At 38.4% G+C, this 24,179-nt stretch carries 18 protein-coding genes and 1 pseudogene; 10 read left to right on the top strand and 9 right to left on the bottom strand.

The window, feature by feature from the left end; all coding sequences use genetic code 11:
- Positions 1-121: 121 nt before the first annotated feature.
- From GQR56_RS12820 to GQR56_RS12830, 3 genes and pseudogenes are all read right to left on the bottom strand, one after another.
- A pseudogene (locus GQR56_RS12820) lies at positions 122-1,296 on the bottom strand (IS3 family transposase).
- Between the two features lie 804 nt (positions 1,297-2,100).
- Positions 2,101-3,477, bottom strand: coding sequence for an NAD-dependent succinate-semialdehyde dehydrogenase (locus GQR56_RS12825; RefSeq protein WP_166112107.1), 1,377 nt, complete (start codon positions 3,475-3,477; stop codon positions 2,101-2,103).
- Between the two features lie 220 nt (positions 3,478-3,697).
- A complete protein-coding gene (locus GQR56_RS12830; RefSeq protein ID WP_166112110.1) occupies positions 3,698-4,213 on the bottom strand; it encodes an NUDIX hydrolase in 516 nt (171 codons plus the stop codon).
- Between the two features lie 234 nt (positions 4,214-4,447).
- On the opposite strand from GQR56_RS12830, the gene GQR56_RS12835 reads away from it, so the two are divergent.
- From GQR56_RS12835 to GQR56_RS12860, 6 genes are all read left to right on the top strand, one after another.
- Entirely contained in the window at positions 4,448-5,788 is a 1,341-nt protein-coding gene (locus GQR56_RS12835; protein ID WP_166112113.1) for a sigma-54 dependent transcriptional regulator, read from the top strand.
- Positions 5,789-5,802: 14 nt separating this feature from the next.
- The gene (locus GQR56_RS12840; RefSeq protein ID WP_024612360.1) at positions 5,803-6,012 is read left to right on the top strand and encodes a hypothetical protein; all 210 of its coding nucleotides are present in this window, start codon (positions 5,803-5,805) and stop codon (positions 6,010-6,012) included.
- Between the two features lie 38 nt (positions 6,013-6,050).
- Entirely contained in the window at positions 6,051-7,535 is a 1,485-nt protein-coding gene (locus GQR56_RS12845) for a sensor histidine kinase (RefSeq protein WP_024612361.1), read from the top strand.
- Positions 7,536-7,997, top strand: coding sequence for a response regulator (locus GQR56_RS12850; protein ID WP_024612362.1), 462 nt, complete (start codon positions 7,536-7,538; stop codon positions 7,995-7,997).
- Positions 7,998-8,007: 10 nt separating this feature from the next.
- Entirely contained in the window at positions 8,008-9,975 is a 1,968-nt protein-coding gene (locus GQR56_RS12855; RefSeq protein WP_166112116.1) for a hybrid sensor histidine kinase/response regulator, read from the top strand.
- Positions 9,976-10,356: 381 nt separating this feature from the next.
- On the top strand, positions 10,357-10,971 hold the full coding sequence (locus GQR56_RS12860) for a fumarylacetoacetate hydrolase family protein (protein WP_024612364.1): 615 nt from the start codon (positions 10,357-10,359) through the stop codon (positions 10,969-10,971).
- Here GQR56_RS12860 and GQR56_RS12865 read toward each other — a convergent pair.
- From GQR56_RS12865 to GQR56_RS12875, 3 genes are all read right to left on the bottom strand, one after another.
- Positions 10,928-11,845, bottom strand: coding sequence for an ABC transporter substrate-binding protein (locus GQR56_RS12865; RefSeq protein WP_166112119.1), 918 nt, complete (start codon positions 11,843-11,845; stop codon positions 10,928-10,930). The genes GQR56_RS12860 and GQR56_RS12865 overlap by 44 nt on opposite strands.
- 129 nt (positions 11,846-11,974) lie before the next feature.
- Complete coding sequence (locus tag GQR56_RS12870; RefSeq protein ID WP_166112122.1) at positions 11,975-13,027, bottom strand: aldo/keto reductase; 1,053 nt, start codon at positions 13,025-13,027, stop codon at positions 11,975-11,977.
- A 12-nt stretch (positions 13,028-13,039) separates the two neighbouring features.
- A complete protein-coding gene (locus tag GQR56_RS12875; RefSeq protein ID WP_024612367.1) occupies positions 13,040-13,471 on the bottom strand; it encodes a thioesterase family protein in 432 nt (143 codons plus the stop codon).
- A 403-nt stretch (positions 13,472-13,874) separates the two neighbouring features.
- On the opposite strand from GQR56_RS12875, the gene dinB reads away from it, so the two are divergent.
- Positions 13,875-14,927, top strand: coding sequence for a DNA polymerase IV (dinB, locus tag GQR56_RS12880; RefSeq protein ID WP_166112125.1), 1,053 nt, complete (start codon positions 13,875-13,877; stop codon positions 14,925-14,927).
- A 142-nt stretch (positions 14,928-15,069) separates the two neighbouring features.
- Positions 15,070-16,605: a leucyl aminopeptidase family protein gene (locus GQR56_RS12885; RefSeq protein WP_166112128.1), complete on the top strand. Its 1,536-nt coding sequence runs from the start codon at positions 15,070-15,072 to the stop codon at positions 16,603-16,605.
- Positions 16,606-16,693: 88 nt separating this feature from the next.
- Here the strand turns inward: GQR56_RS12885 and GQR56_RS12890 are convergent, their stop codons facing one another.
- Positions 16,694-18,331, bottom strand: coding sequence for a methyl-accepting chemotaxis protein (locus GQR56_RS12890; protein WP_166112131.1), 1,638 nt, complete (start codon positions 18,329-18,331; stop codon positions 16,694-16,696).
- Between the two features lie 146 nt (positions 18,332-18,477).
- The gene (locus tag GQR56_RS12895) at positions 18,478-20,703 is read right to left on the bottom strand and encodes a S9 family peptidase (RefSeq protein ID WP_166112134.1); all 2,226 of its coding nucleotides are present in this window, start codon (positions 20,701-20,703) and stop codon (positions 18,478-18,480) included.
- A gap of 111 nt (positions 20,704-20,814) precedes the next feature.
- Between GQR56_RS12895 and GQR56_RS12900 the strand changes: the two genes are divergently transcribed.
- Positions 20,815-21,219 (top strand): HIT family protein, encoded by a 405-nt coding sequence (locus GQR56_RS12900; RefSeq protein ID WP_166112137.1) that lies wholly within the window; start codon positions 20,815-20,817, stop codon positions 21,217-21,219.
- A gap of 41 nt (positions 21,220-21,260) precedes the next feature.
- Here the strand turns inward: GQR56_RS12900 and GQR56_RS12905 are convergent, their stop codons facing one another.
- Entirely contained in the window at positions 21,261-22,970 is a 1,710-nt protein-coding gene (locus GQR56_RS12905) for a Zn-dependent hydrolase (RefSeq protein ID WP_166112140.1), read from the bottom strand.
- Between the two features lie 298 nt (positions 22,971-23,268).
- Here GQR56_RS12905 and GQR56_RS12910 point away from each other — a divergent pair, with 298 nt between their 5' ends.
- Complete coding sequence (locus GQR56_RS12910) at positions 23,269-24,108, top strand: HDOD domain-containing protein (protein ID WP_166112143.1); 840 nt, start codon at positions 23,269-23,271, stop codon at positions 24,106-24,108.
- The last annotated feature ends 71 nt before the right edge of the window (positions 24,109-24,179 follow it).

Consider the following 24,179-nt stretch of genomic DNA (forward strand, 5'->3'; position numbering starts at 1 on the left):
TAGCCCTCAGTCCTCCATGAATTGTTAGATAGTGTTTCTAGCCACCATTCACTAACCTATTGACTAATATCGACTAAAATATGAGTTGTTGTTACACTGGAATAAACTTAGATTGTAGTGGTCAATAAAATTTGGCCACAGTTTTAGAGTCTTTGTATCTAATCTCAGATTCATTTGGCGCTAAACCAGCATTATAATGATGCGGTCTAACATTGTTGTAATATCCGTTGATATAATCACTAACGCTATATTTAGCGTCTATAAAATTTTCGTACCCAACCTTTGGCATCCATTCTGTTTTAAAGCTTCTAAAAAATCGCTCCATTGGCGCATTATCCCAACAGTTTCCACGCCTGCTCATACTTTGCGTAATTTTATAACGCCATAAACGTTGGCGATACTTTAAGCTCGTATAATGGCTTCCTTGGTCTGAGTGAAACATCAATCCACTTGGTCTGCCTCTGCTTTCGTAAGCTAATTCAAGCGCTTTTAGCGTTAAGTTAGAATCCGGCGACAATGACATTGCCCAACCAACCACTTTGCGGGCAAATAAATCAATAACGACCGCTAAATAAGCCCAGCGATTGCCTGTCCAAATATACGTCACATCACCGCACCACACGGTATTCGGTTAAACAACATCGAACTGCCTATCAAGCAGGTTTGGGATTTCAAGATGTTCATTACCGCCGCGTTTATATGAATGTTGAGGTACTTGGCAGCTTTCTTGCTTTAATTTAATCATTAGCTTAGCAGCACGATAACGGCTTAATTCAAAATCGTTATTCGTTGCGATTGCCGCGATTGTCCTCGCACCTGCTGAGCCCCCACTCATTGTATGTATTGCTTTAACTTCAGCCTCTAACCTTACTTGCTCTGGCGTTGGCGTTTTATCGCGTATAGCCCAGTATTTATAGCTGCTACGATGCACATTAAATACACTACATAGCACACTAATTGGGTAACGCTCTCGTTGATTTAATTTCTCAATTATAAGGTGTTGCATTGACCTATTGAATTCACCGTAGCCTTTTTTAATATATCCTTTTCTAATTCAATGCGTTGGATTTGCTTTTTAAGTTCACGGATTTCAATTTGTTCGGGTGCCATTGGTGAAGCCAATGGTGACTGGCCATTACGTTCTTGCTTTAATTGAGCAACCCATTTATTTACGGTTGATTTACCAACACCCATCGCTTTGGCTGCTTCTTCTTGTGTATAACCTTGGTCAACTACAAGTTGAGCCGTTTCTAATTTGATTGCAGCGGAGTACGTTGCACGGTTTAATTTTGTCATTTTTTTCACCCAAATTTGTATGCAAATAGCATAACATTTCTTTCTTAATGGGTGACCAAAATTACTCTACCACTACAGGGTAAGTATATCTGATCGTAATGTGGTAGGAACCACAATAATCTAAGCTCGCCCACACAACCTGCTAACTCCAAGCTAAGAATGGTATGCATGAAGAGTGATTTGACTTTTCCATACTTAAGTTAATTCATCAATTACTAATAGTAGGTTTTTCGAAACGCATTTCTGTCCAAAAACGAGTTTACCCGACCGTCTGCTTATCGCTCATTTTTGTCTGTCAGGTTTCAGGTATTAGCTTCTACATATTCATAGTTAGCTCTGGGTTTAATCGTACTTGGTCTCGCTCTGTTTAAGCATTATATTTGTGATGTTTTCTGTAATAGTGCTCACTCTATTTATGTCTTTAAATACACGGCTTAACAGGTTTGTAAGCGCAATTTAAAATAGCGATAAAAGTAGCGTGCTTACATTTTTATTAAATAAGCTAAATTGTGAATTGAGTTTTAAATTATTAAAATTTAATGAAGTAGTAATGGTTAGTTTGTAACTTTTTATTTTGAAGGATATTTAATTTTTAAAAGCGCGATGTAAAATCGCACCTACGAATATATCCAAAACTCGGTACTATCTCTTACTAAAAACTAAGTACTGCCTCCTGAAAATTACTTTTTAAAAGTAATAAAAAAGCCTAAAAGCGGTTACCCACTTTTAGGCTTAGTAATTTTGTATTTTAAACACGTATTAAAAACATCTATTTAAAACACTTATTTCATTTATGCAGCTAAATTAGCTGGCGATCATAATGCTTTTAACATTAACAAATTCGCGCATACCAAAGCCGCCGTGTTCTCGTCCGTAGCCACTGCCTTTAACGCCACCAAACGGTAAGTTAGGTTGTGCTAAACCGTAGCCGTTAATGTTGATCATGCCGGTGTCGAAATACTTTTTAGCAAGCTCAATGGCTTTTTTCTCATCTTTTGAGAAAATACCACCGCCCAAACCGTAGCGAGAGTCGTTGGCGATACGCATTGCATCATCGTTGTCTTTCGCTTTAATAAGTGAAGCAACTGGACCAAATAATTCGTCGTCGTAGGCTGGCATACCCGGTGATAAGTTATCGAGTAGCGTTGGTGGGTAGTAGTAACCTGTTTGCTGTGGTATTTCGCCACCCGTTACTATGTTTGCACCTGCTTTAACCGATTCCATAACTTGGTCGTGAATGCCGTCGCGTAAATCTTTACGTGCCATCGGACCTAAGTCAGTCTCGTCTGCCATTGGGTCGCCCATTTTCATGGCTTCAAATTGCTCTTTTATTTGCGCTTTGAACTCATCATAAAGTGACTCAACCACTACGTAACGTTTAGCTGAAACACACGTTTCGCCGTTATTGATCATACGACCTGTTACACAGGTTTTAACTGCAAGCTCTAAGTCTGCGTCATCAAGTACTAAGTATGCATCGTTGCTACCCAGTTCTAACACTGTTTTTTTAGCGTGTTTACCCGCTTCTGCAGCTACTTTTTTACCTGTGGCATCACTACCCGTAAAGGTTACGCCGCTAATTGCTTTGTGCGCAATGAGTGAGCTGGCGGTTTTACCGTCGATGAGTAAGTTGCTGAAACAGTACTCTGGGAAACCGGCTTGTTTAAATAGCGCTTCAATTTTTTCAGCCATGCCAAATACGTTACCAGCATGCTTTAATACGGTAGTGTTACCAGCCATGATGTTGGCTGCACTGTAGCGAATCACTTGATAAAGCGGGAAGTTCCACGGCTGAATGCCTAATAGTACGCCTGTTGGTTGGTAGCTAATGATTGCTCGCCCACCATCCATATCGCGTTCTTCGTCAGCAAGTACTTGTGGACCGTTTTCAGCAGTGTAACGACAAATGTTAGCGCACAACTCAACTTCTTGAAAACCTTGTTTGTACACTTTACCCATTTCTTCGGTCATGAGTTTTGCGATAGCTTCTTTTTGTTCTTCAAAAAGTGAAGCTAATTTATTAAGATATTTTGCACGTTCGGTAAATGACGTTAAGCGCCATTTTAAATATGTTTCGTGAGATTTTTCAATTACCTGCTCAGCTTCTTTTTGAGAAAGTAGTGTATAGGTTTCAATGGTTTTCTCAGTTGTTGGATTAATCGTTTTAACTGTGTTACTCATTTCTATCTCCTTACAAATTTAGTGGTTTGAAAGGGTGCAAGGCTAAAGCCAGTTTTTTAAATTACTGCTTTTTGTTTTTATTATATTGATTTTGTTGGTTAATTTTATATTTTTTGCTGGTGGGTTACTTTTTAATATAAGGCATGAAGTGTTTAATGCAGTAAAATTTTCTGAGTGTTGCAAAATTTACAACACCCGCAAGGTACAGCAATAGTTAGTTTTATATTAGCTCGTCGGCAATGCGCTTTAGTAAGTAGGTTTCTCGTAAAATAGAGAGCCCTTGTTTTTCGCTGTTTGCCAGCGTGCGTTCGTTATGTGCAATTGCATCGTTAATATTAACCCATTTAGCGGTCATGCCATTTTGTTGCTCGTAATGCTCTAATTGTGCTTTGCCAAACTCGTCAGCAATATTGCATATATAGCAATACGATTTAATGTGAATAATGTCAAAGTCATCTTTATACCAAGGACGATACTCTTCATAGAGCCCAAAGGCTTTAATTACATTTATTTGTTGTGCGCCGGTTTCCTCATTGAGTTCACGTATTAAACCTTGTTCAATGCTTTCACCTTCATCTACTCCACCACCAGGCAAGCTGTAGTCTTCATAACGGTTTGTGTACATTAATAATATTTTGTTATTTTTAATTACAATGGCGCGAGCTGTTAAGCGTGTAAATTGACTACCTTGATCAATATTAATACCTGAATGAACTAAGGTTTTTAATTGCTTCATTTAGTCTCCTTTATTGAGTTTTTAATAATAGCAGTAGCTACCGTTCTATAAATAAAAACGATTTCAATTATTTTTTATATTTTATGATCGATTTTTTTAAGCATACGTAAATATTAGGTTGGTAATATCAGAAGTATTTAACCACTTCAGTTAATTTAAATAATTAGATTCTGAGTGTGCCTTTAAATTAGTATTTATGATGCGTAGAATAACAAAAAAGCATAGGGATTTATCATGTTAAATATACTTTTAGTAGACGATGACGTTGAGTTTAGTGACGTTGTTTGCCACATAGTCGAATTCCTCGGCCACAATATAAACACCGCTACCAGTTTAAAAGAAGCACACCAATGGTTTGAGAATAATACCTTTGACCATGTGTTGCTTGATTTTATGTTACCGGATGGTAGTGGTTTACATTTACTCGATCATTTAAAAACGATTGGGCAATCTCCAAAAATTACACTTATATCGGGTCATCCTTCAGTTAAAGGTATTTTAGCTGAAATGTGTGAGCCAAATGTAGGGCATTTATTAAAACCGTTACAACGCGAAGACTTAGAGCTAGTTTTAAACGGTCCTAAAAAAGCAGTTAAAAAAGCCAAGTCGAGCGGAATTACGCGCCACTTTGGTGGCTTAATTGGTGAATCAGAAGTAATGCATAAGCTTTACAACATGATTGAACGCGTAGCTAAAACAAATGCTAACGTAATGCTTATGGGTGAAAGTGGTGCGGGTAAAGAAGTGGTGGCTCAGGCTATTCATAATGCAAGCCAATGCGAAGGACCACTAGTTGCAAGTAACTGTGGTGCGCTTTCAAAAGAGCTAATTGGTAGTGAATTATTTGGTCATGAAAAAGGTGCCTTTACGGGCGCTATTGCACGCAAAGAAGGTGTATTTGAGCAATCAAATAACGGCACTTTATTTTTAGATGAAGTAACCGAAATGCCAATTGATATGCAGCCAAATTTACTGCGAGTGCTTGAAACTAAAAAAGTAACACGCGTAGGTGGTAACAGAGAAATAGCCACTAACTGCCGCGTTATTTCAGCAACTAACCGCTCACTTATCGATTTAGCGCAAAATAATATTATTCGTGAAGATATTTACTTTAGGCTGGCTGTTTTTCCTATTGATATACCGCCACTTCGCGACAGGAAAGAAGATATTCCTTTACTAGCTAAAGCGTTTTTAGATCAGCTTAATGACGAAAATGGCACTGCATTTAGTTGGACACCAGCGCAACTTAAAGAGCTTCAAGGCTATGAGTGGCCGGGCAATGTGCGCGAAATTCGCCACGCAATACACCGAGCATTTATTATGAGTGACCCGCAAACCAGCGACATTATTTTACCTGATAATTTAGAGTCGCCTTTTTCGCGTGTTAATAATCAAACCGCAGATAAGCCTGTGTCGGCAGGGCAAACCATTGAAGAAGTTGAAAAAGAACTTATTCATGCAACGCTTGATAAAGTGCAAGGTAATAAAACACTCGCTGCGCAAATGTTGGGTATTAGTACTAAAACACTTTATAACCGCCTTAATGCATACGGCGGTATTGGCGAATATAAATAGATCTAAGGAAGGGTATGACATCTGAAAACCAAACAGAGCAACTAAATAAATTAGTACACGATGCAAGAGCGCCGCTTAATCGTATATCGATGAATGCAGAGCTTATTAAGTTGGTACTTGAAAATGATATGCCAAAAGAAAAAGCGTTAGATGCGCTCAATAAAATAATTAATAACTGCCAGCAGTGCAGTGCAAGTTTACAAAAAATATCAGACTCTCAATAAATAGTAAGTGTTGTATAAACTTTAATTCGGGAAGCTAAATGAGCAAGCAAAAACAGCAAAGTAAAGCGAATATTACTTGGGCAGCTTTTATAGTTGTTGTGTTGAGTATTATTGTGGGGAACGCATTTTTAGCATTGAACACCATTCAAGGTTTAACGCAAACCCAAAAGAGTTTAGACAACACTAATATGCTGACTACAGCAATTGAGCAACTGCATTTATCAATAGTGCAGGCTGAGTCGGGTCAGCGCGGTTACTTATTAACAGAAGAGACTGATTATTTAACGCCTTATTATGATGCTATTGGGCAAATTGAGGCTCAAACAAATCATGTTAAGTCGCTTCATTCTGAAATCGACGGTCAAGCAGAGCGTATTGCCGAGCTGTTAGTGCTTGTAGAGAGTAAAATTAAAGAGCTAAAACAAACGGTTAATCTTGCTTTAGATGATAAAGAGCGACGAGCACTTTATGTACTCAATACGCACAAGGGACGAGAGCTTTATAAGCAAATTCTTGAGCATGTTAATGAAGTTCAAGACCGTGAGTTACTCTTTAAAGTAAGTCATTTTTCTAAATTAGCTAATATAAAAAACGAAGCTAAAATTACGTTTGCTATCACTGCAATCACAAGCGCTTTGCTTATTATTGGCATGTTTGTGATGACGCGCCTTAATTTAAGAAACGCTGCACAGTATCGTTTTGAGCTTGAAAAACAAAACGAGACGTTAGCAATTAAAGTGTCTGAACGTACGCAAGAGCTAACGTTGTACTCTGATGAGCTGAGCCGAAGTAACCGAGAGCTAGAAGAATTTGCTTTTGTGGCGAGCCATGATTTACAAGAACCCCTTAGAAAAATTCAGGCATTTAGTGATCGCCTCGAAACCATGTTTAAAGATGAGCTAGGTGAAAAGGGGATTGATTACATTGGGCGCATGAAAAATGCAGCGCAACGTATGTCTAATTTAATAAATGATTTATTAGAGTTTTCGCGTATTACAACACGCGGCAAAGACTTTGATGACACAAATTTAAACGAAGTGGTAGCCGATATATTAAGTGATTTAGAAATAGCGATAAAAGAGTCTGATGCACAAATTGACGTAGAAGACCTACCGGTTATTCAGGCTGATAAAAGCCAAATGCAGCAACTGTTTTTAAATTTGTTGTCTAATGCGGTTAAATTTAGACGCCCAGATATAAGCCCACATATAAAAATTAGTTATCAGGATGAAGATATTTTTAGTGCTGATCATAATGCACATTTAAGTTTTCAAGTTATTACGATAACAGATAACGGCATTGGCTTTTCACAAGACTACGCCGATAAAATATTTGTACCGTTTCAACGTTTGCACGGTCGTTCACAATATAAAGGCACTGGTATTGGTCTTTCTGTTTGTAGGCGTATAGTGGAGCGTCATGGCGGAACAATTACAGCAAAAAGTACAGACGGTGAAGGTGCAACCTTCATTATAAAACTACCTGTGGAAGCTGCGCTTTTCACATTGCAAGGAGAGGCTTAAATGCCCTATTCAAAAGTAAAACCTATTACTATTTTAATGGCAGACGATGATGAAGATGATCGTTTGTTAACACAAGATGCCCTTGCCGAAAGCCGTGTACTTAACGAACTTCATTTTGTTGAAGACGGCGTCGAGTTACTTGAATACTTAGAGCGTAGAGGTAAGTTTGAAGACAAAACTGTATCGCCACGACCAGGCTTGATATTGCTTGATTTAAACATGCCAAGAATGGATGGTCGAGAGGCGCTTGAAGCAATTAAAGCAAACCCTAACTTAAAGGGTATTCCGGTTGTTATTTTAACTACGTCTAAGCAAGAAGAAGACATGGTTAAAGGGTATAACTTAGGTGCAGCATCTTACATAACCAAACCAGTAACATTTGACGGTTTGGTTGATTTGATGAAAACCCTAGGAAAATATTGGGTAGAGTTTGTAGAGCTACCGACAACATTTAACGATTAATGGAGATTTTATGTTAGATAAAGTGACTCAGTTGCTGCTTGTAGAAGATGATGAAGATGATTACATACTCACCTGCGACTATTTGGACCAATTGGATTCACACACGTTTAACATTCAATGGATAAGCTCTCCAGAGCAGGCAATTGCAACGCTTAGTAAAAATGAGCATGACATTTGCCTGCTCGATTACCGCTTGGGTGCATCTAATGGTTTAGATGTATTAAAAGAAGCCATTGCTAATGGCTTTAGCGGCCCAATTATTATGCTTACCGGGCAGTCAAACGACGAGTTAGACTCGGCAGCGCTTGATGCCGGTGCAGTAGATTACTTAATAAAAACAGAAATGAGCTCTAGCCGCTTTGCGCGTGCTATTCGCTATGCTTTGGCGCGTAAAGATGTTGAAGGTGAGCGAGTAGAGCGTTTAAAAGCCGAAGCAGAAAACCGTTCAAAAGACCGCTTTTTAGCCCATTTGAGCCATGAATTAAGAACCCCTCTATCGTCTATTTTAGGTTACACCGAACTATTGATGCAGAGCGACTTTAGTCAGCAAGCAGAAAATGAATTGGGTGTTATTTATCGAAACGGTAAACACTTATTGAGCCTATTAAACGATGTGCTCGATTTATCTAAAATAGCAGCCGATAAACTAGAGCTGACTCTAAGCGAAGTTAACCTTGATAGCATGCTTGCCGATGTATACACGTTAATGCGCGTATCGGTGCTTGATAAGGGGCTTACGTTGCGATTTGAATCACATCAGCCATTGCCTTTAGTTGCACGACTTGATGCAACAAGAGTTCGCCAAATTTTAATAAATTTAATAAATAATGCGGTTAAGTTTACCGATAAAGGCGAAATTGTTGTTAATGCGTGGACGCAGTGGGTTGATGACACCGAAATGCTGTTTTTTAGTATTAAAGATTCAGGAATGGGTATAGCCCCTGAAAAACAAGAACTGATATTTAAACCGTTTGAGCAAATAGCTGATGTAGAATCACGCTCTGTAGGTGGAGCTGGTCTTGGTTTAGCAATATGTGCTGAGCTTTTAGCGCGTATGCGCGGTGATATTAGTTTGCACTCTGAAGTTGGTAAAGGCTCTACGTTTACTATTTCGGTTTACCCGGGTGATATTAGCGAAGTAGAGCGACAAGTACTTAATTTTAGTAGTGCTCCGCAGTTACAAAATAAATTGGCTCCTTGCAAAGTACACGGGCGAGTATTGGTTGTTGATGATTTACGTGATTTACGCATGCTAGTTGGTCATATGATCAGTACCTGTGGCGCGCGAGTAGATTACGCTGAGCACGGTCAACAAGCACTTGAAAAAGTACGAATTGCAGATGCATATAAAGCGCCTTACGATATTATTTTTATCGATATTCATATGCCTGTAATGGGTGGTAAAGAAGCGACTATAGAGCTCAGGAAAATGGGTTATAAAGGTCCAATAATCGCGCTTACTGCCGCTACTATGAAAGGCATACATGAGGAACTAGCTGCACTTGGTTTTAACGATGTTATTCCAAAGCCTGTAGATAGTGCTGCTTTATATCAGTGTTTACAAGATTACTTAGTCGCACCAGAGTATGCACCACAGGCCAAAGATATAAACAGTACTAAGGGTTTAACTGAGAAAAAACAGCGCTTTTTACTCGTAGAAGACGATCACGATGCAGCGCAAATTACACAGTTACTTTTAGAGAGTTTAGGTGTTGAAACGGTGATAGCATCGAGTTGCGCGCAGTGTTTGCAAATACTCAATCACGACCAACAATTTAATAAAGTATTACTAGATATGCATTTACCCGATGGGAGCGGCATTGACTTAGGGCAAAAAGTCAATGAGCGTTATCCAGATCTACGTTTGGTGATCGTAAGTGGTGCCGAACCCGATCCTAGGCAAATAAAAGATTTAAATATTGACCGAGTTTTACTTAAACCTATTAATTTGAGCTTACTTGAAACGCTTATTAGCTAGGACCTGTTTATCTTTCGAGGTTAAATTTGCAGCAGTATGTTTGGTATTTAGGTTAAGGCAGAGCCTGTGTAGTGTGGTTATTCCCCATAAATAGGCAATAACGTAGCATAAAGGCAAGACATGCGCTGCCCGAAGGGTTCTGCCCAGGGACTATTTACTCTTTGTTGCCTACATTGATGTCGGTAAGGGGCGTGAGCAGGACGCGGAAGCTTTGCTCGGTTTTTACTTATTCTTACATGGATGTAAGTCAGTAGAATAACGCAGGAGCAGTTATCGAGCCCACTAGGTTACAAACATCGCGCCGCGATTAAATAGGCCCTAGATTGAACAAATTTTAATCCTGAAAGGTCAACAGGTCCTATTAACTGAGACGTTATTTATATGCATTCAATAAAGTTAGTATCTGAAAAATTAACACCATCAAAAGTAGTGTGTGTTGGTCGTAACTATACCGCACACATTGCAGAGCTAAACAACGAAACGCCAGACCAAATGGTGTTATTTAACAAACCAAACAGCGCGATTACGGATACGTTATTTGCAGCTCATAACGGCGATACGCTGCATTATGAAACTGAGTTATGTTTTGTCGTTAAAAATAAAAAATTTGTTGGGGTTGGGCTAGGTTTAGATTTAACTAAACGTACCGTACAAAGTAAATTAAAAAATAAAGGGCTGCCATGGGAGCGAGCTAAAGCGTTTGACGGCTCTGTTATTTTAAGTGACTTTGTAGAATTAACTGATGAAATGCAGCACTTTAAGTTCGAACTTAAAATTAATAATGAAGTCATTCAGCAAGGCGATTCTCATTTTATGCTTTATAAGCCTGAATCAATTTTGCAAGAAATTAGTGAATTTATGAGCTTAGAAGATGGCGATATTATTATGACAGGTACGCCTGCTGGAGTAGGTGAGGTGACTGCTGATTGTATTTTTAAAGTAGCACTTTACACTAACGAACAATGCTTGCTTGAGCAGCAGTGGTGTGCGAATTAAAATTTAATACATAGTCACTATAGTGCTGTCTAAAGTTATTAGTACCGTTGTTTAGCCAGTCATATTGAGTATGTTGATATTCATAAGATTGTAATATTTTATTTTTTAATGCGAAGTTAATTTTATTTATAGCTTGTTCGGCAAAGTTATTAGGTGCATTAACTGCGCAACCCACAGCACCTTGAATAACTGTATTGTAATTTTCTTCGATTGGTATGCTTACAAGGTTATTAAACTTATTTTGTTGTTTAAAATAGTTAATCATAAATGGGTAATCAATTACATAATCTAAAAAACCGTAATTTAGCTGCGTAGTCATTGTTTGGTTTTCGTTACTCAAATTTAAAGGTGCGTTAATATGCAGAACTCTATTATTAATAATTGTATTTATGTTTGGTGAAAACCTTCTAGTTGCAGCTTGACCATAAATATAGTTCTGATCAGTTAATAAACTAATTAAATGAATAGGGTTACCGTACTTTTTAGTAAGTATAGGCTTAAGTGCTTTTGTTGTAATAACAGAAAACGGCGGGTACACAGCTGTTGGGTTTGAGTATTTAAACATCTGATTAGAGTGGTTTTTATAAAGAGTACACGGCAAGCAGATATTTTTACCTTCAGCTAAATATTTATGAATTCGCGCTTGCGGAACTGCTAAACGAGTATGTTTTACCCCAGGGATATTATTTATAAGTTGCTCTGTTAAGTTGTCGCATAAGCCACCTTGTGGTGAGCGCTCACTTTTAGCAATATGAAATGGGGCAGTATGGCTTTGTAGCCAAATGATTTCTTGTAAAGGCTGTTTTTCTTGCTCAGAAGCGCATACGTTATATGTTATAAATAATGAAAGTACAAAGTATCCGTTTTTTGGCATAGTCAATGACTCTTAACATAACAAAAGTTAATTAAAGTATAGCGTTAGTCGTTTAGCGAATAAATTTTTACAAAAAGTTTATTGTTAATAAGTAGCCATAATAGCACTACCTATTAACGAAGTACGAATTTAATATGGCATCGGAAAGTTTCTAAAAATAGCATTTATATCGGCTAAAATTTTGTCGCTCAACGTTATGCTAAATGCGTCTATGTCTTCCTTTAATTGAGCTATAGATGTTGCCCCAATAATTGAAGAAGTAACCCCATCAACCTGATTACACCACGCTAGCGCAAGCTGTGCTGGGGTAATATTATTTTCACGAGCAAGCTCTACATATTGCTTTGTTGCTTGCTCTGCGTTTGGTGTATCTCTAAAAATACCGTTACGCTGCATAAAGGTCCAGCGAGAGCCTTCTGGTCGGGCACCGTTTAAATATTTACCCGTCAATAAACCAGCAGCTAAAGGTGACCACGGTAAATAAGCTATATCCTCATGAACACATTGCTCAATTAAATATGGCCAATCTTTAGCGTGGGCTAAGCTAAATTCGTTTTGAATAGACACCATGCGCGGCAAATCGTGCTCTTTGGCTAAGCTTAAAAACTGGCTTATACCCCATGGTGTATCGTCAGACAAACCACAATGCTTAATTTTTCCTGCTTTTACGCAGTCATTTAAACCTTCTAAAGTATCAAGCATGCTGGCTTGTTGCTCTTGTGTATTTACATCAGTAAATTTGAGCGTACCGGGCCATTGCCTACCAAAGTGTGGAGTAGAGCGGTTTGGCCAATGTAATTGGTATAAATCAATATAATCAGTTTGTAGACGCTTTAGAGAACTATCGACTGCTTCGATAACTGTTTGGCGAGTAATATTGCCGCCATCACGAACCCACGATAAACCGTTACCAGCAATTTTAGTCGCGAGTACGATCTCACTACGTTTTTGCTTATTTCGTGATAACCAATCGCCAATAATTAGCTCTGTTTTACCATAAGTTTCAGGAGACGGTGGCACAGCGTACATTTCGGCTGTATCAATAAAATTTACGCCTTGGGCAAGAGCATAAGTTATTTGTTCATCAGCATCGCTTTGTGTATTTTGCTTACCCCATGTCATGCTGCCTAAACATACTCGAGAAACATTAATACCACTGCTACCTAGTGGACTGTATTGCATGAAAGTTCCTTATTAGTCGTCTTGAGCATAGCTAATTAAAGCTGATAAAAGAGGTTCTGAAATAGGGGCTTTTTTCCCTGTTGTAAAATCAAACATAACCACTTTTGAGTTGCCGGTTGTAGTTACGGCATTTTGTGCGTGACTAAATACGGTGTAATTCATCACAAAGCGATCGGTTTTAATATCTGTAATTGTAACGCCTACAGTAAGCGTATCTGGAAAAGTAACTGGGCGCTTATAACGAATGTTATTTTCGCTTATAACAGGACCAGTACTATTTGGGCTAATGGTATCAAATAAGTTTATTTTATTTAAAAAGTCGATTCGGGCTATTTCAAAATAACGTAAATAAACGACATTATTTACGTGTTGAAGGGCATCCATATCTGCCCAAGCTACGGTTATATCGGTATGAATAGGGTGCTGTTCTTTAAACGCTTGCATGCACTTATAGCTCTTAGTTTTAAAGTACTTAGATTATCAATATGAAGTAACTACCTCAAGATATCAATCGTCGTTTTAATAATTTTAGTTGAATGAAATTAATTTTGAGACTAGAGTTAAATTACACACTGTAGTACACAATAGGACACACACATTGCAAAATATAATTAGTTGGGCTTTGGCTTCTTTGATTTTTATTGCGTCTTTTACCTGCTTTGCGATGGGTAATGCACCGGGCGCAGTTACGTTACTTGTGATAGGTTTTTTAACAGAGTTTGCCTTTTGGATGCACTGTTCTAATAAAACACAAGTGATTAAATAATTAGTTCATTGCGCAGATACTTGCTAATTAAAAGTGATTACATAATAATGGCTGTATAAATAAACAGTTGTTATTGTGGTGATGAAAAAGTTTATTCACATAGATATGGATTGCTTTTATGCAGCCGTAGAAATGCGCGATAACCCTAAGCTTGCAAGTGTTCCACTGGCAATTGGGGGGAATAGTCGTCGTGGGGTTCTTTCCACGGCGAACTATATTGCAAGAGAATATGGTGTGCGATCGGCTATGTCGAATTATCATGCCAAACAACTGTGCCCCGATTTAGTTATTGTACCTGGGCGTATGGCTGTTTATAAAGAAGCCTCAAATCAAATACGTGAAGTATTTAACCGTTACACAGACTTAATTGAACCTCACTCTCTTGACGAAGCCTATCTTGATGTAACAGACAGTACCGTTTGTAAAGGCAGTGCCACACTTATAGCTCAACAAATTCGTGCTGATATTTATAATGCAACGGGGCTTACTGCATCAGCAGGCATTGCGCCTATTAAGTTTATTGCAAAAATAGCCAGTGATGAAAATAAACCCAATGGTCAATTTGTTGTGTTACCCAATGAAGTAGATGACTTTTTAGCACAGTTACCATTAGGTAAAATTCCGGGAGTGGGTAAAGTTACGCTCGAAAAACTCAACTTAAAAGGGTTATATACCGGTAAAGATATACGCGAAAAAGGCGTAAACTGGATGCAGCAACATGTGGGTAATTTTGGTGTGTCGCTTTATCAAAAATGTGCTGGTGAGTATGTTGGTCAGGTGTCTACTAACCGAATTAGAAAGTCGCTAAGTGTTGAGCATACCTATGAGTATAATAAAAATAGCTTACAAGAATGCCTTGATCAGCTTCCTAAATTACTAGACGAATTAACAATACGTTTGAATAAGCAGCAATTAGAAAACCGAATTAATAAACTGAGTGTTAAGGTAAAGTTTGCAAACTTTGTAGTGACCTCTGCGGATCAGGCATATCATCAATTAAATACTGAAATTTTTGCTCAATTGCTTACAAAAGCCCACCAGCGAGGGCTCCAGCAACCAGTACGATTATTAGGGATTGGCGTTGGTATTAAAAATAAACCAGAACAAAACCAACAACTCAGTATTCTTGATTAGTTAAGTAAAGTTGTAACTTTAAGTTGCCAATAAAGTAAGGTGTTAGCAATATCTTAAATGGCAAAGTCGTTGCAGCTTACTGGTCTTCAATATTTAAATCGACGATAATAGAGGCTTATGTTTTTTAACAGGACCTTTATTTATGGCATATCCAAAAGCTGTGCTGGCTCAGCCAGTAAGTACTAGCCTTGAATGCACATCTCATGATGCATTGATCATTATCAGTGATGATTTTTCTCAATTACCAAATAACCCATTACGCGATGCTGTTCTAGCACTATCAAAAGTAGACTCTCGCATTGGTAAGCAAGTTACTTTATTAGTAATTGAAAACAAGCGTGTAATACTTGCTCCAACAGGTCCGTTAAACAGAGATTACGACGACGTACGTCGTTACTTTGATGCCGCTAAACTAGCAATTAATGAAGCGAAAGCATCGGGCAGTGTTAACCCTGCAATATTTTTACCAAATCTTAATGGCGATAGCCGTTACCAACACGCTCTAGAAGTTGCTTATTTAGGCGCTTGTCAGGCTTTATGGCAACCATTAGAAGCGCGCGAGTTTCATGGTGAAGGAATTGAACCAGTAATAAATATTGGTTTAGTTGGAGCTAGTGATCAAACAATTAAAGCCGTTAATGCAATTGCTGCGGGTCAATATGCTGCACGTGACTTATGTGGTACTGAGCCTGAGCGTATGGCTCCGCCTCGCTTTGCAGATTACTGCGTTGATTTATTTAAAGGCTCAAAAATTGCGGTTGACGTAATTGACGATATTGCAGCTATTGATAAAAATTATCCAATGTTAAGTATTGTTGCTCGTGCATCTTATGCAGTTGAGCGTCATCATCCACGTGTTGTTAAGCTTGAATATGTACCAGAGGGCGAAATTACTCGTACGCTTATGTTTGTAGGTAAGGGTCTTGTATATGACACCGGCGGTGCAGATTTAAAAGTTGGCGGACACATGGCAGGTATGAGCCGCGATAAAGGTGGCGCAGCATCTGTTGCAGGGTTTATGAAAGCCGTTGCAGATTATCAGCCTAAAGGCGTAAAAGTAGTATCGTACTTAGCCGTTGTTCGTAACTCTATTGGTTCTGATTGTTTTGTACCAGATGAAATAATCACTAGCCGCGAGGGTGTACGTGTACGCATTGGTAATACTGATGCAGAAGGGCGTTTAGCTATGGGCGACTTACTTAGCGAAATGAAAGATTTAGCTAAAGGCGAAATCAATCCAACGTTATTTACTGTTGCTACATTAACGGGGCACGCTGCTCGTGCAATGGGTCCTTACGGTGCATACGTTGAAAATGGTCCAGCTCGTAGTGCAGGTGTTTCACGTCAAATAGCCGATTGCGGCGATTTATGGGCAGATGGCGCAGAAGTATCGCGTTCACGCCGTGAAGATTATGACTTTATTAAACCGCGTACGTTAGCTGACGATGTACTTTCTAGTAATAATGCCGCATCTGCAGTTACAGCCCGTGGGCATCAGTTCCCAATGGCGTTTATGGCTATTGTAGGCGGGCTAGATAAGCACGGTAACGACTCTGCGCAACCTTTACCATATGTTCATATGGATATTGCAGGTAGCGGTGTTGAAGGTGGTGATTGGCAACATGGTAAGCCAACTGCTGCGTCTGTAACTAGCTTGTTTGCACGTTATTGTTTGTAATACTTAATAAGTTATCGCTTTAAAATGAAAGCCCCAAATTATAAGTCATAATTTGGGGCTTTTTAATGAATACTCAATAAGTTATCGCTTAATCTAGTTTAAATCGATTAACAACACTTGATAGCTGCACACTACTTTGTTTTAGTTTATCGCTCGCACTAGTTAACTGCTTGGTATTATCTAGCGACTTTTCGGTTGAATGCGACAAATCGTTTATTCGTAAATTAACCTCATCGGCGGCTTGAGTTTGTTGTTCTGTAGCGCGAGCTATTTGGCTATTCATCTCTGTGATTATTGATACGAGTCTTTCAATTTCATTAAGAGAGGTATTAGCTAATGAGGCTTGATCTACTGTAGAAATAGAAAGTGCTTGGCTTGATTTAACAGCCTCTACAGCCGCTTTCGCACCTTCTTGAAGTTTGGTTATCATAGCTTGAATTTCATCAGTACTTTGCCCTGTACGGCTTGCTAAAGTACGGACTTCATCGGCAACTACAGCAAAACCACGACCATGTTCGCCCGCACGTGCCGCTTCAATTGCTGCGTTTAATGCGAGCAAATTGGTTTGTTCCGAAATACTCCTAATAACATCAAGTACTGAACCAATATTGTGACTTTCGTTTGCTAGGTCTTCGGTTACACGGCTCACCGTTTCTATATTGCTAGAGAGCGTTTCTATTGCGGTAATGGTTTTAGCGACTACATTTTTGCCAGTAGATGCATTTTTAGCTGCATCGTTTGCTGCTTGCTCAGCGGCTTCTGCATTGCGGCTTACGTCATGTATTTGATGGGTCATTTGTTCCATAGCGGCTGCTACTTGTGTTGAACTGTCGTTTTGTAGTTCAATGTATGAGTGACTCGTTTTACTTGATTCATCAACTGTATATGCATGTTCACCCACATCAGTTGCACTTTGCGATACATGAACTAAAGATTCACGCATTTTTGATATAAAAGAGTTAAATGAATGAGAGAGCTCTGAAATTTCGTCATTTCCTTCTTCATTTAAACTACGTGTTAAATCACCTTCACCTTGCGATATATCTTTCATCATATCGGCAGCAAGCCGTGTAGGAGCGACAATACTTTTGCCTATAAAGTAACTAAATAAAATAATGGCAAATATCATTACAACGGCATTAATAATTATTAAATTTCGCTGTTCTTCAAATGCGGTATCAATCGAATCGAGGTAAACACCAGATCCAATAATCCATTGCCATTGGTTAAATCCTTTAACAAACGCAATTTTATCGACTGGCTTATCTTTTCCGGGTTTTGGCCATTTATACGGTATAAAACCTTCACCAGAACTTTTGACAATATTTACCATATCAACAAACAATACTTTACCGTCTGGGTCTTTATTATTGGTTAAATCTTTCCCTTCAAGTGCCGGTTTTATGGGGTGCATTATCATTTCTGGTTGGTAGTTATTAATCCAAAAGTAATTAGTATTGTCGTATCTGAGTGCGCGAATAGCTTGCATTGCTTGTGATTGCGCTTGTTGTTGGGTAAGAGTTTGGTTTTGTTCAAGCTCATGAAAGTGGGTGATTATACTGTAGGCAGTTTCTACTACATTTTGTGTTTTTATATATTGTTCATTTTTGAGTGCGTCATATTGATGATTTAAGCTAGAAATACTTAATACAATCAAACCAAAAATAACAATCCCCACCAAAATGGCAAACCGTTGAAAAATACTAAAACGACGAAGGTTGGGCATACATTTATCCTTTATAAGTTTGCACTGATAGGTGCATAGAATAAGCGTAGCTAAAAAGTATATTTAATCTAGGCTCAATAACCATTAAGGCAAAAAAAAGGCTGATTTATCAATCAGCCTTTAGTCTACTTTTTAAACTTGTTTAACTATTTAACATCAAAATGACGATTAAAGAAGTTAGTAATTGTTTGATGTAAGTGCGTTTGTACTTGTTTACCACGTAAGCTGTGTTTAGAGCCTGGGTAGGTCATCATTTCAAACTGTTTCTCATTATCTTGAAGCTGCTTAAATAATTTAGTGGAATGAGTAAACAACACGTTGTCGTCTGCCATGCCATGGTAAATCATTAATGGACCTTTTAAGCCATCTGCGTAAGGAAAAACAGCACTGTCTTCATAGCCCTTAGCATTTGTATCAGGGTGACCTAAATAACGCTCAGTATAATGTGTATCGTATAGTGCCCAATCGGTTACAGGTGCACCTGACACGCCTGCTTGAAAGTAATCACCCGCTTTAAACATGGTCATAAGTGCCATGTAGCCGCCGTAACTATGACCATAAACACCAATGCGTTGTGGGTCTACAAAATCAAGAGTACGTAAAAACTCTACGCCTTTAATTTGATCTCCCACTTCAACCACACCTAAGTGCTTGTAAATAGCATCTTCAAACTTTTTACCACGGTTATAAGAACCACGGTTGTCGAGTTGAAAAATCACGTAACCTTGTTGCGCCATGTACTGAAAATACAAGTTTTTACTACGCCAGCTATTCGTTACTCGTTGTGCATGCGGACCACCGTATACGTTAACAATAACAGGGTGTTTTTTGCCATCAGTTACGTTGCTTGGTTTAAATAGGCGATAATGCATAACTTGACCATCTTCGGCTTTAATTGTGCCGTACTCTGGTTTTGTTAAGTCACTTAAATAAGGTGTAAGCGGGTGATTACTGTCTAGCTTGTTTTCTTCAAGCCACGTAATAAATTCGCCATTTATTTTGCGAAGTGCTGCTGAATTTGGTTTATTGTCAGACGAGCTATTATCGATAAAGGTTTTGCTGTCTTTTGCTATTACAACATTATGGTACTGACCTTTTTCGGTAATACGTTTTGTTTCGCCCTTTTTGAATAAAGGAGCGCTGTATAGGTGGCTTTCAAGAGGGGTATCTTTACGACCAGCAAAGTACACAACGCCTTTTTTCTCATCAATGCCTTTTAAGCTATCAACAGTCCAATCACCAGCTGTAATTTGGCGAACAAGCTGACCATTTGTGCGATATAGGTATAAGTGTTTAAAACCGTCGCGTTCAGATGCCCATACAAAGTGTTTTTTGTCTTTTAAAAACTCAAGATCAAAGTGTAGGTTAATCCACGTATCGCTGTTTTCGGTAAGTGCTACCTTTTGCGTTTTTGACTCGCTGTTATAAAAACGAAGTTCTAGTTTATGTTGCGAGCGGTTTTGCCACTGGTACGACAGTGTATCGCTATCTTTTAACCACTTAGCGCGGGCAATATAAATATCTTCGTCTTTACCTAAATCAATCCAATCTACTTGTTGATCGTTTAGTTTTACTACGCCAAGTTGAATTTTGACATTATCGGTACCTGTAAATGGGTAACGTTGATTAAATAGTTTTACTTCATCAGCGTAAATTTCGTTACGTATGGCTTCTTTTACTGGGGTTTCGTCAACACGAGTGTAAGCAATTTTAGATTCGTCACCTGACCACCAATAGCCAGTCATGCGGCTCATTTCTTCTTGAGCAACAAACTCGGCCATGCCGTTTTTAATAACGCCGCCACCGTCTTTGCTAAGCTGAATTTCTTTGCCTGATTCAAGCTCTAAAGCATAAAGGTTTTGCTCTCGAATAAACGATACATAGTTACCTTTAGGTGAAAAACGTGCATCGGTTTCAAATGTTTCAGTGTCGGTTAGTTTTTTACTTTTACCTGATGTTAGTTCGTAATAATAAAGGTCGCCGTTAAGTGGAAATAAAAGCGCTTTACCATCTTTAGACCATTTGTATTCAAGTATGCCTTTACCAAAAATACGTTGGCGTTCACGGCGTGCTTTTTCTTCATCAGATAGATTTTCTGGGCCTGAAAATAATTTAGCTGAATCAACCAGAATACGATTTTTTTTATCTTTTAAATTGTATTCCCATAAATCGTAGCGGTTGTAGTCATCATTTTTACCTTGTAAATAAGTTACTCGGCTGCCATCCGGCGAAAATTTAAGTTGTACCGGCGACTTACCCGACAGGCTAGGATCGTCAAAAATACGCTCCAGCGATAAAGGTTTTGCTTGAGCACTAATAGCGCCAACTATTAATGGCAGGGCAAGTGAAAGGTGTTTTATTTTTTTTAGCACAAGATTGCCTTCGCTTTTATAAATATTACTTTGAATGGTAAAGCCAAGCGTGTGCAACTGCAACTAAATGCTATAAAGTGTCAATTATTAAAGACTAAGCAGGACATTATAATGACTAACCCTGAATTCGAATTAGCCCCAGAGCTTAAACGCGACTGTATAGACCTTGCCGATTGGTCGCTGTGTAAAGTACTTTTGTTGAACGATAGTCAGTATCCGTGGTTTGTATTAGTACCAAGGCAACCTGCCTTAAAAGAGATTATTGATTTATCTGAGGGTGATCAAATTGTGTATTTAAAAGAGTCTGCAAAGCTAAGCAAGTTGATTATGAATGTATTTAAGCCTGATAAGTTAAACATTGCTGCTTTGGGGAACATGGTACCGCAATTACATATTCATCATATAGCACGTTTTACGACTGATGCTGCCTGGCCTGCGCCAGTTTGGGGTAAGTATCCAGCAGTTCCGTATACAGAGTTACAAATTACAGAGTTAAAAAAAGCGCTACAGTTTTAAACTGCAACGCTTTTTTAGGGTTTAGCTAAGTTTAACTAAGCTTATTTAAGCCCTAGTACTTCTTTACCTTGCTTAAACGTTACATCTACAGGAATATTTGCTTTGCTTAGTTTTTCTAAGTCTTTAGCAAGTTCTTCTTTAATGTCGCCATGAGTTGCAATTAGCTGGTCTACTTTTTCGTAATCGCCATCACCTTGTAAGGTTAAAATTAAGCGAGAAAGCTTAGCCATTGCAATGCTCATTTTTTCCATATTAACGCGATATAAACCAGCTTCATTTTTAGAAAATGCGCCTTCTTGTGCAAAAAAGTTAAAGCGAATCATGTTTGCTTGACCATGTGCGCTTGATGCACCAAAACGTACTGAGCGGAAAATACCAGCCATAAAGGTTGTGTAGTAATCTTCAAGTGTACCTTCAGTAATCTCGCCTTTTTTAAGCAACTGTTCAACCATATATAAACCAAGTATATCGGCTTTGCCTTCCTCAAGTGCACTTGCGTGTTCTTGTAGAGATTGGCGAACGGTACCTTTACCTGTAATGGTATTTTTAATACCTAGACCGTGAGCCACTTCGTGAAACATGGTGTTAGCAAAAAATGCATTGAAAGTAATATGCTTACGTTGTTCAGGTACAATCAGCTGATCAGCAATTGGTACTAAAATTTTGTCAAACTTAGCACGCATTGCATTTTTAAGTTGTAGGCGGCGAGTACCTTTTTCTAGTTGTACTTGCTCATCGTTTGGCAAGTTAATCGCTATTGTTTTACTACCAGCGTTAGAGTGACCTGCGTAATAAACAACATCATAAGCGTTTAAGTCGGCGTCAGAGCCAGGTACTTCCTGTTTATACTTAGCATCAACAGGTAAATCTTTTTGAAGCTCAGGTAAAAATGCTGCAAATTTAGCTAGGCGTTCGCTCCATTTTAGATCTTTAATTAATACATAAGACTCATAAGCAGCACGGTAACCAAACAACTGGTCTTCGTAAGTCTCAATAGGACCAATAACCACATCAATAGGGTTATTCTTCATATCCATCCATGCAAAATCAGATACTTGAAAATCATCTTTTTGCAGTGCATCAGCACGAAGGTTTAGATAGCTTGCAAATTCTTTGTCGTCAGCAAGCTTACTTGCTTCGCGTAGCAAGTCGGCTGCTTTTGCAAGTTCAGTGGCATACTCTTTAGAGTAAGGTACGCTGTAAAGTTTGCCTTGCTCATCACGTTTAATAACAGAGTAAAGACCTGTTTTGTCTTCAACGTCGGCATTGTTTAATTCTTCTTTAGTGATGTCTGCAGGGTAAAACTGCGCACCAAGTGGTTTTTCTTTATAACCAGATAAAAAAGCTTCATCACCATTTAAACGATCCCATGGACCATAGTTAATATCGGCAAATGTACGAACTTTTTCATCGTTTAACTTTGCTAAAAATGCACTTTTACTTTCACCAAATGATTGTTTCCAAAATAACTCATCCATTACTTTTGAAGCATCAATAAGTTTAACAATCATGGCTTTTTGATTATCACTTAAATGCGACAAATCACTTTGTAAACTAAAGTCGGTATAAATATCTAAACGTTGCTGGTCAGCATTTATGAGTTGTGGACCCATTTGCTTATTTTCTGCTTTTGAAGATTGCTCGGTTTTTGCTGTTGTGTTGTCGGTAGAAGAGGGAGCTTGCTCTGAGCATGCACTAAGAAAAACGACACCAGAGAGCATAATTGCTTGGCTAATTTTATTTAAGATCATTATTTTGCCTGTTAAAAAAGTAAGTTTAATATTTTGTACGTGCTAACAAAGTAGCTAAAAATGCACAAACGCTTCCTTATTGTGACTGCATTAAACCAAAACTGAATGGTAAATAGCAAGTGTTAGGCGTTGTAAGGCAAATGGTCGGGATAAAATAGCGTGAATAAAAAATAAATCTCTATAATTTCCTTAACTTTAGCGGTAAGTTAGACAATACTAATTGTATTACTAATATCAAAAATTAATTGTCGTGGTTTGCATTTGCATTGCAACCTAAGAACAAAAGGATGACAGCTTTATGTCTACAGAAAATGCACTTTTAACGATTTTAGTCGATAGAATAAATAACGATACACTGGTTTTACCAACGTTACCTGAGGTTGCTATTAAGGTACGTTATGCTGCTGATAACCCTGATGTGAATTTAATGCAAATGTCGGACGTTATCTCACAAGATCCCGCTTTATCAGCTCGTATGATCAAAGTAGCTAATAGCGCAATAATGGGACGCTCTGTAAAAGTATCTAATTTACATCAGGCGGTTACACGTATTGGCTTGCGCCAAATTAAAAATATTGCAACGGCTATGGCTATGGAGCAATTGTTTGTTTCAAATAATGAGCTCATTAAAGGGTATATGGGCAAAGCGTGGCAAAAAACGCTGACCGTTGCGAGTCATTCTATATCGTTGATGGAATTTTATTTAAAAAATAACAAGCATACGTCGTTAAATCGCGATGCTATTACCCTCGCTGCACTTGTTTATAATATTGGTGTATTACCTATTTTGACTGAAGCTGAACGTCACCCTGAGGTGTTTGCTAATCCTAGCTTTCTAGCTCATGCAATTCAAAAGCTTAGCGGTAAAATAGGTTTTTCTATTATGCGTGCATGGGAATTTCCTGACGAGTTTTCTGATGTGGCACTTAGTTGGGCGGATCCGAGTTATAAACCAGCTCAAATTGGCTATGTAGACTTTATCCGCATTGGCGCTATTTTAGAGGGGACATTACAGGTATCTGATAAATCAGCTGCATTACAGGTATACATAGATAAAGGTGTTATTCCGTCTATGCAGTTGTTCTCTAGTGATGAGTACAACGATATGTTAGTTGATGTGAAAGATATGTTTAGTTAAGTTCTCTTAAATTTTAAGCATAAAAAAGCACGAGTGAATCGTGCTTTTTTTATACTTAAAATAGTTTTAAC

Source organism: Pseudoalteromonas sp. Z9A5, assembly GCF_011378875.1.
Taxonomy (GTDB): domain Bacteria; phylum Pseudomonadota; class Gammaproteobacteria; order Enterobacterales; family Alteromonadaceae; genus Pseudoalteromonas.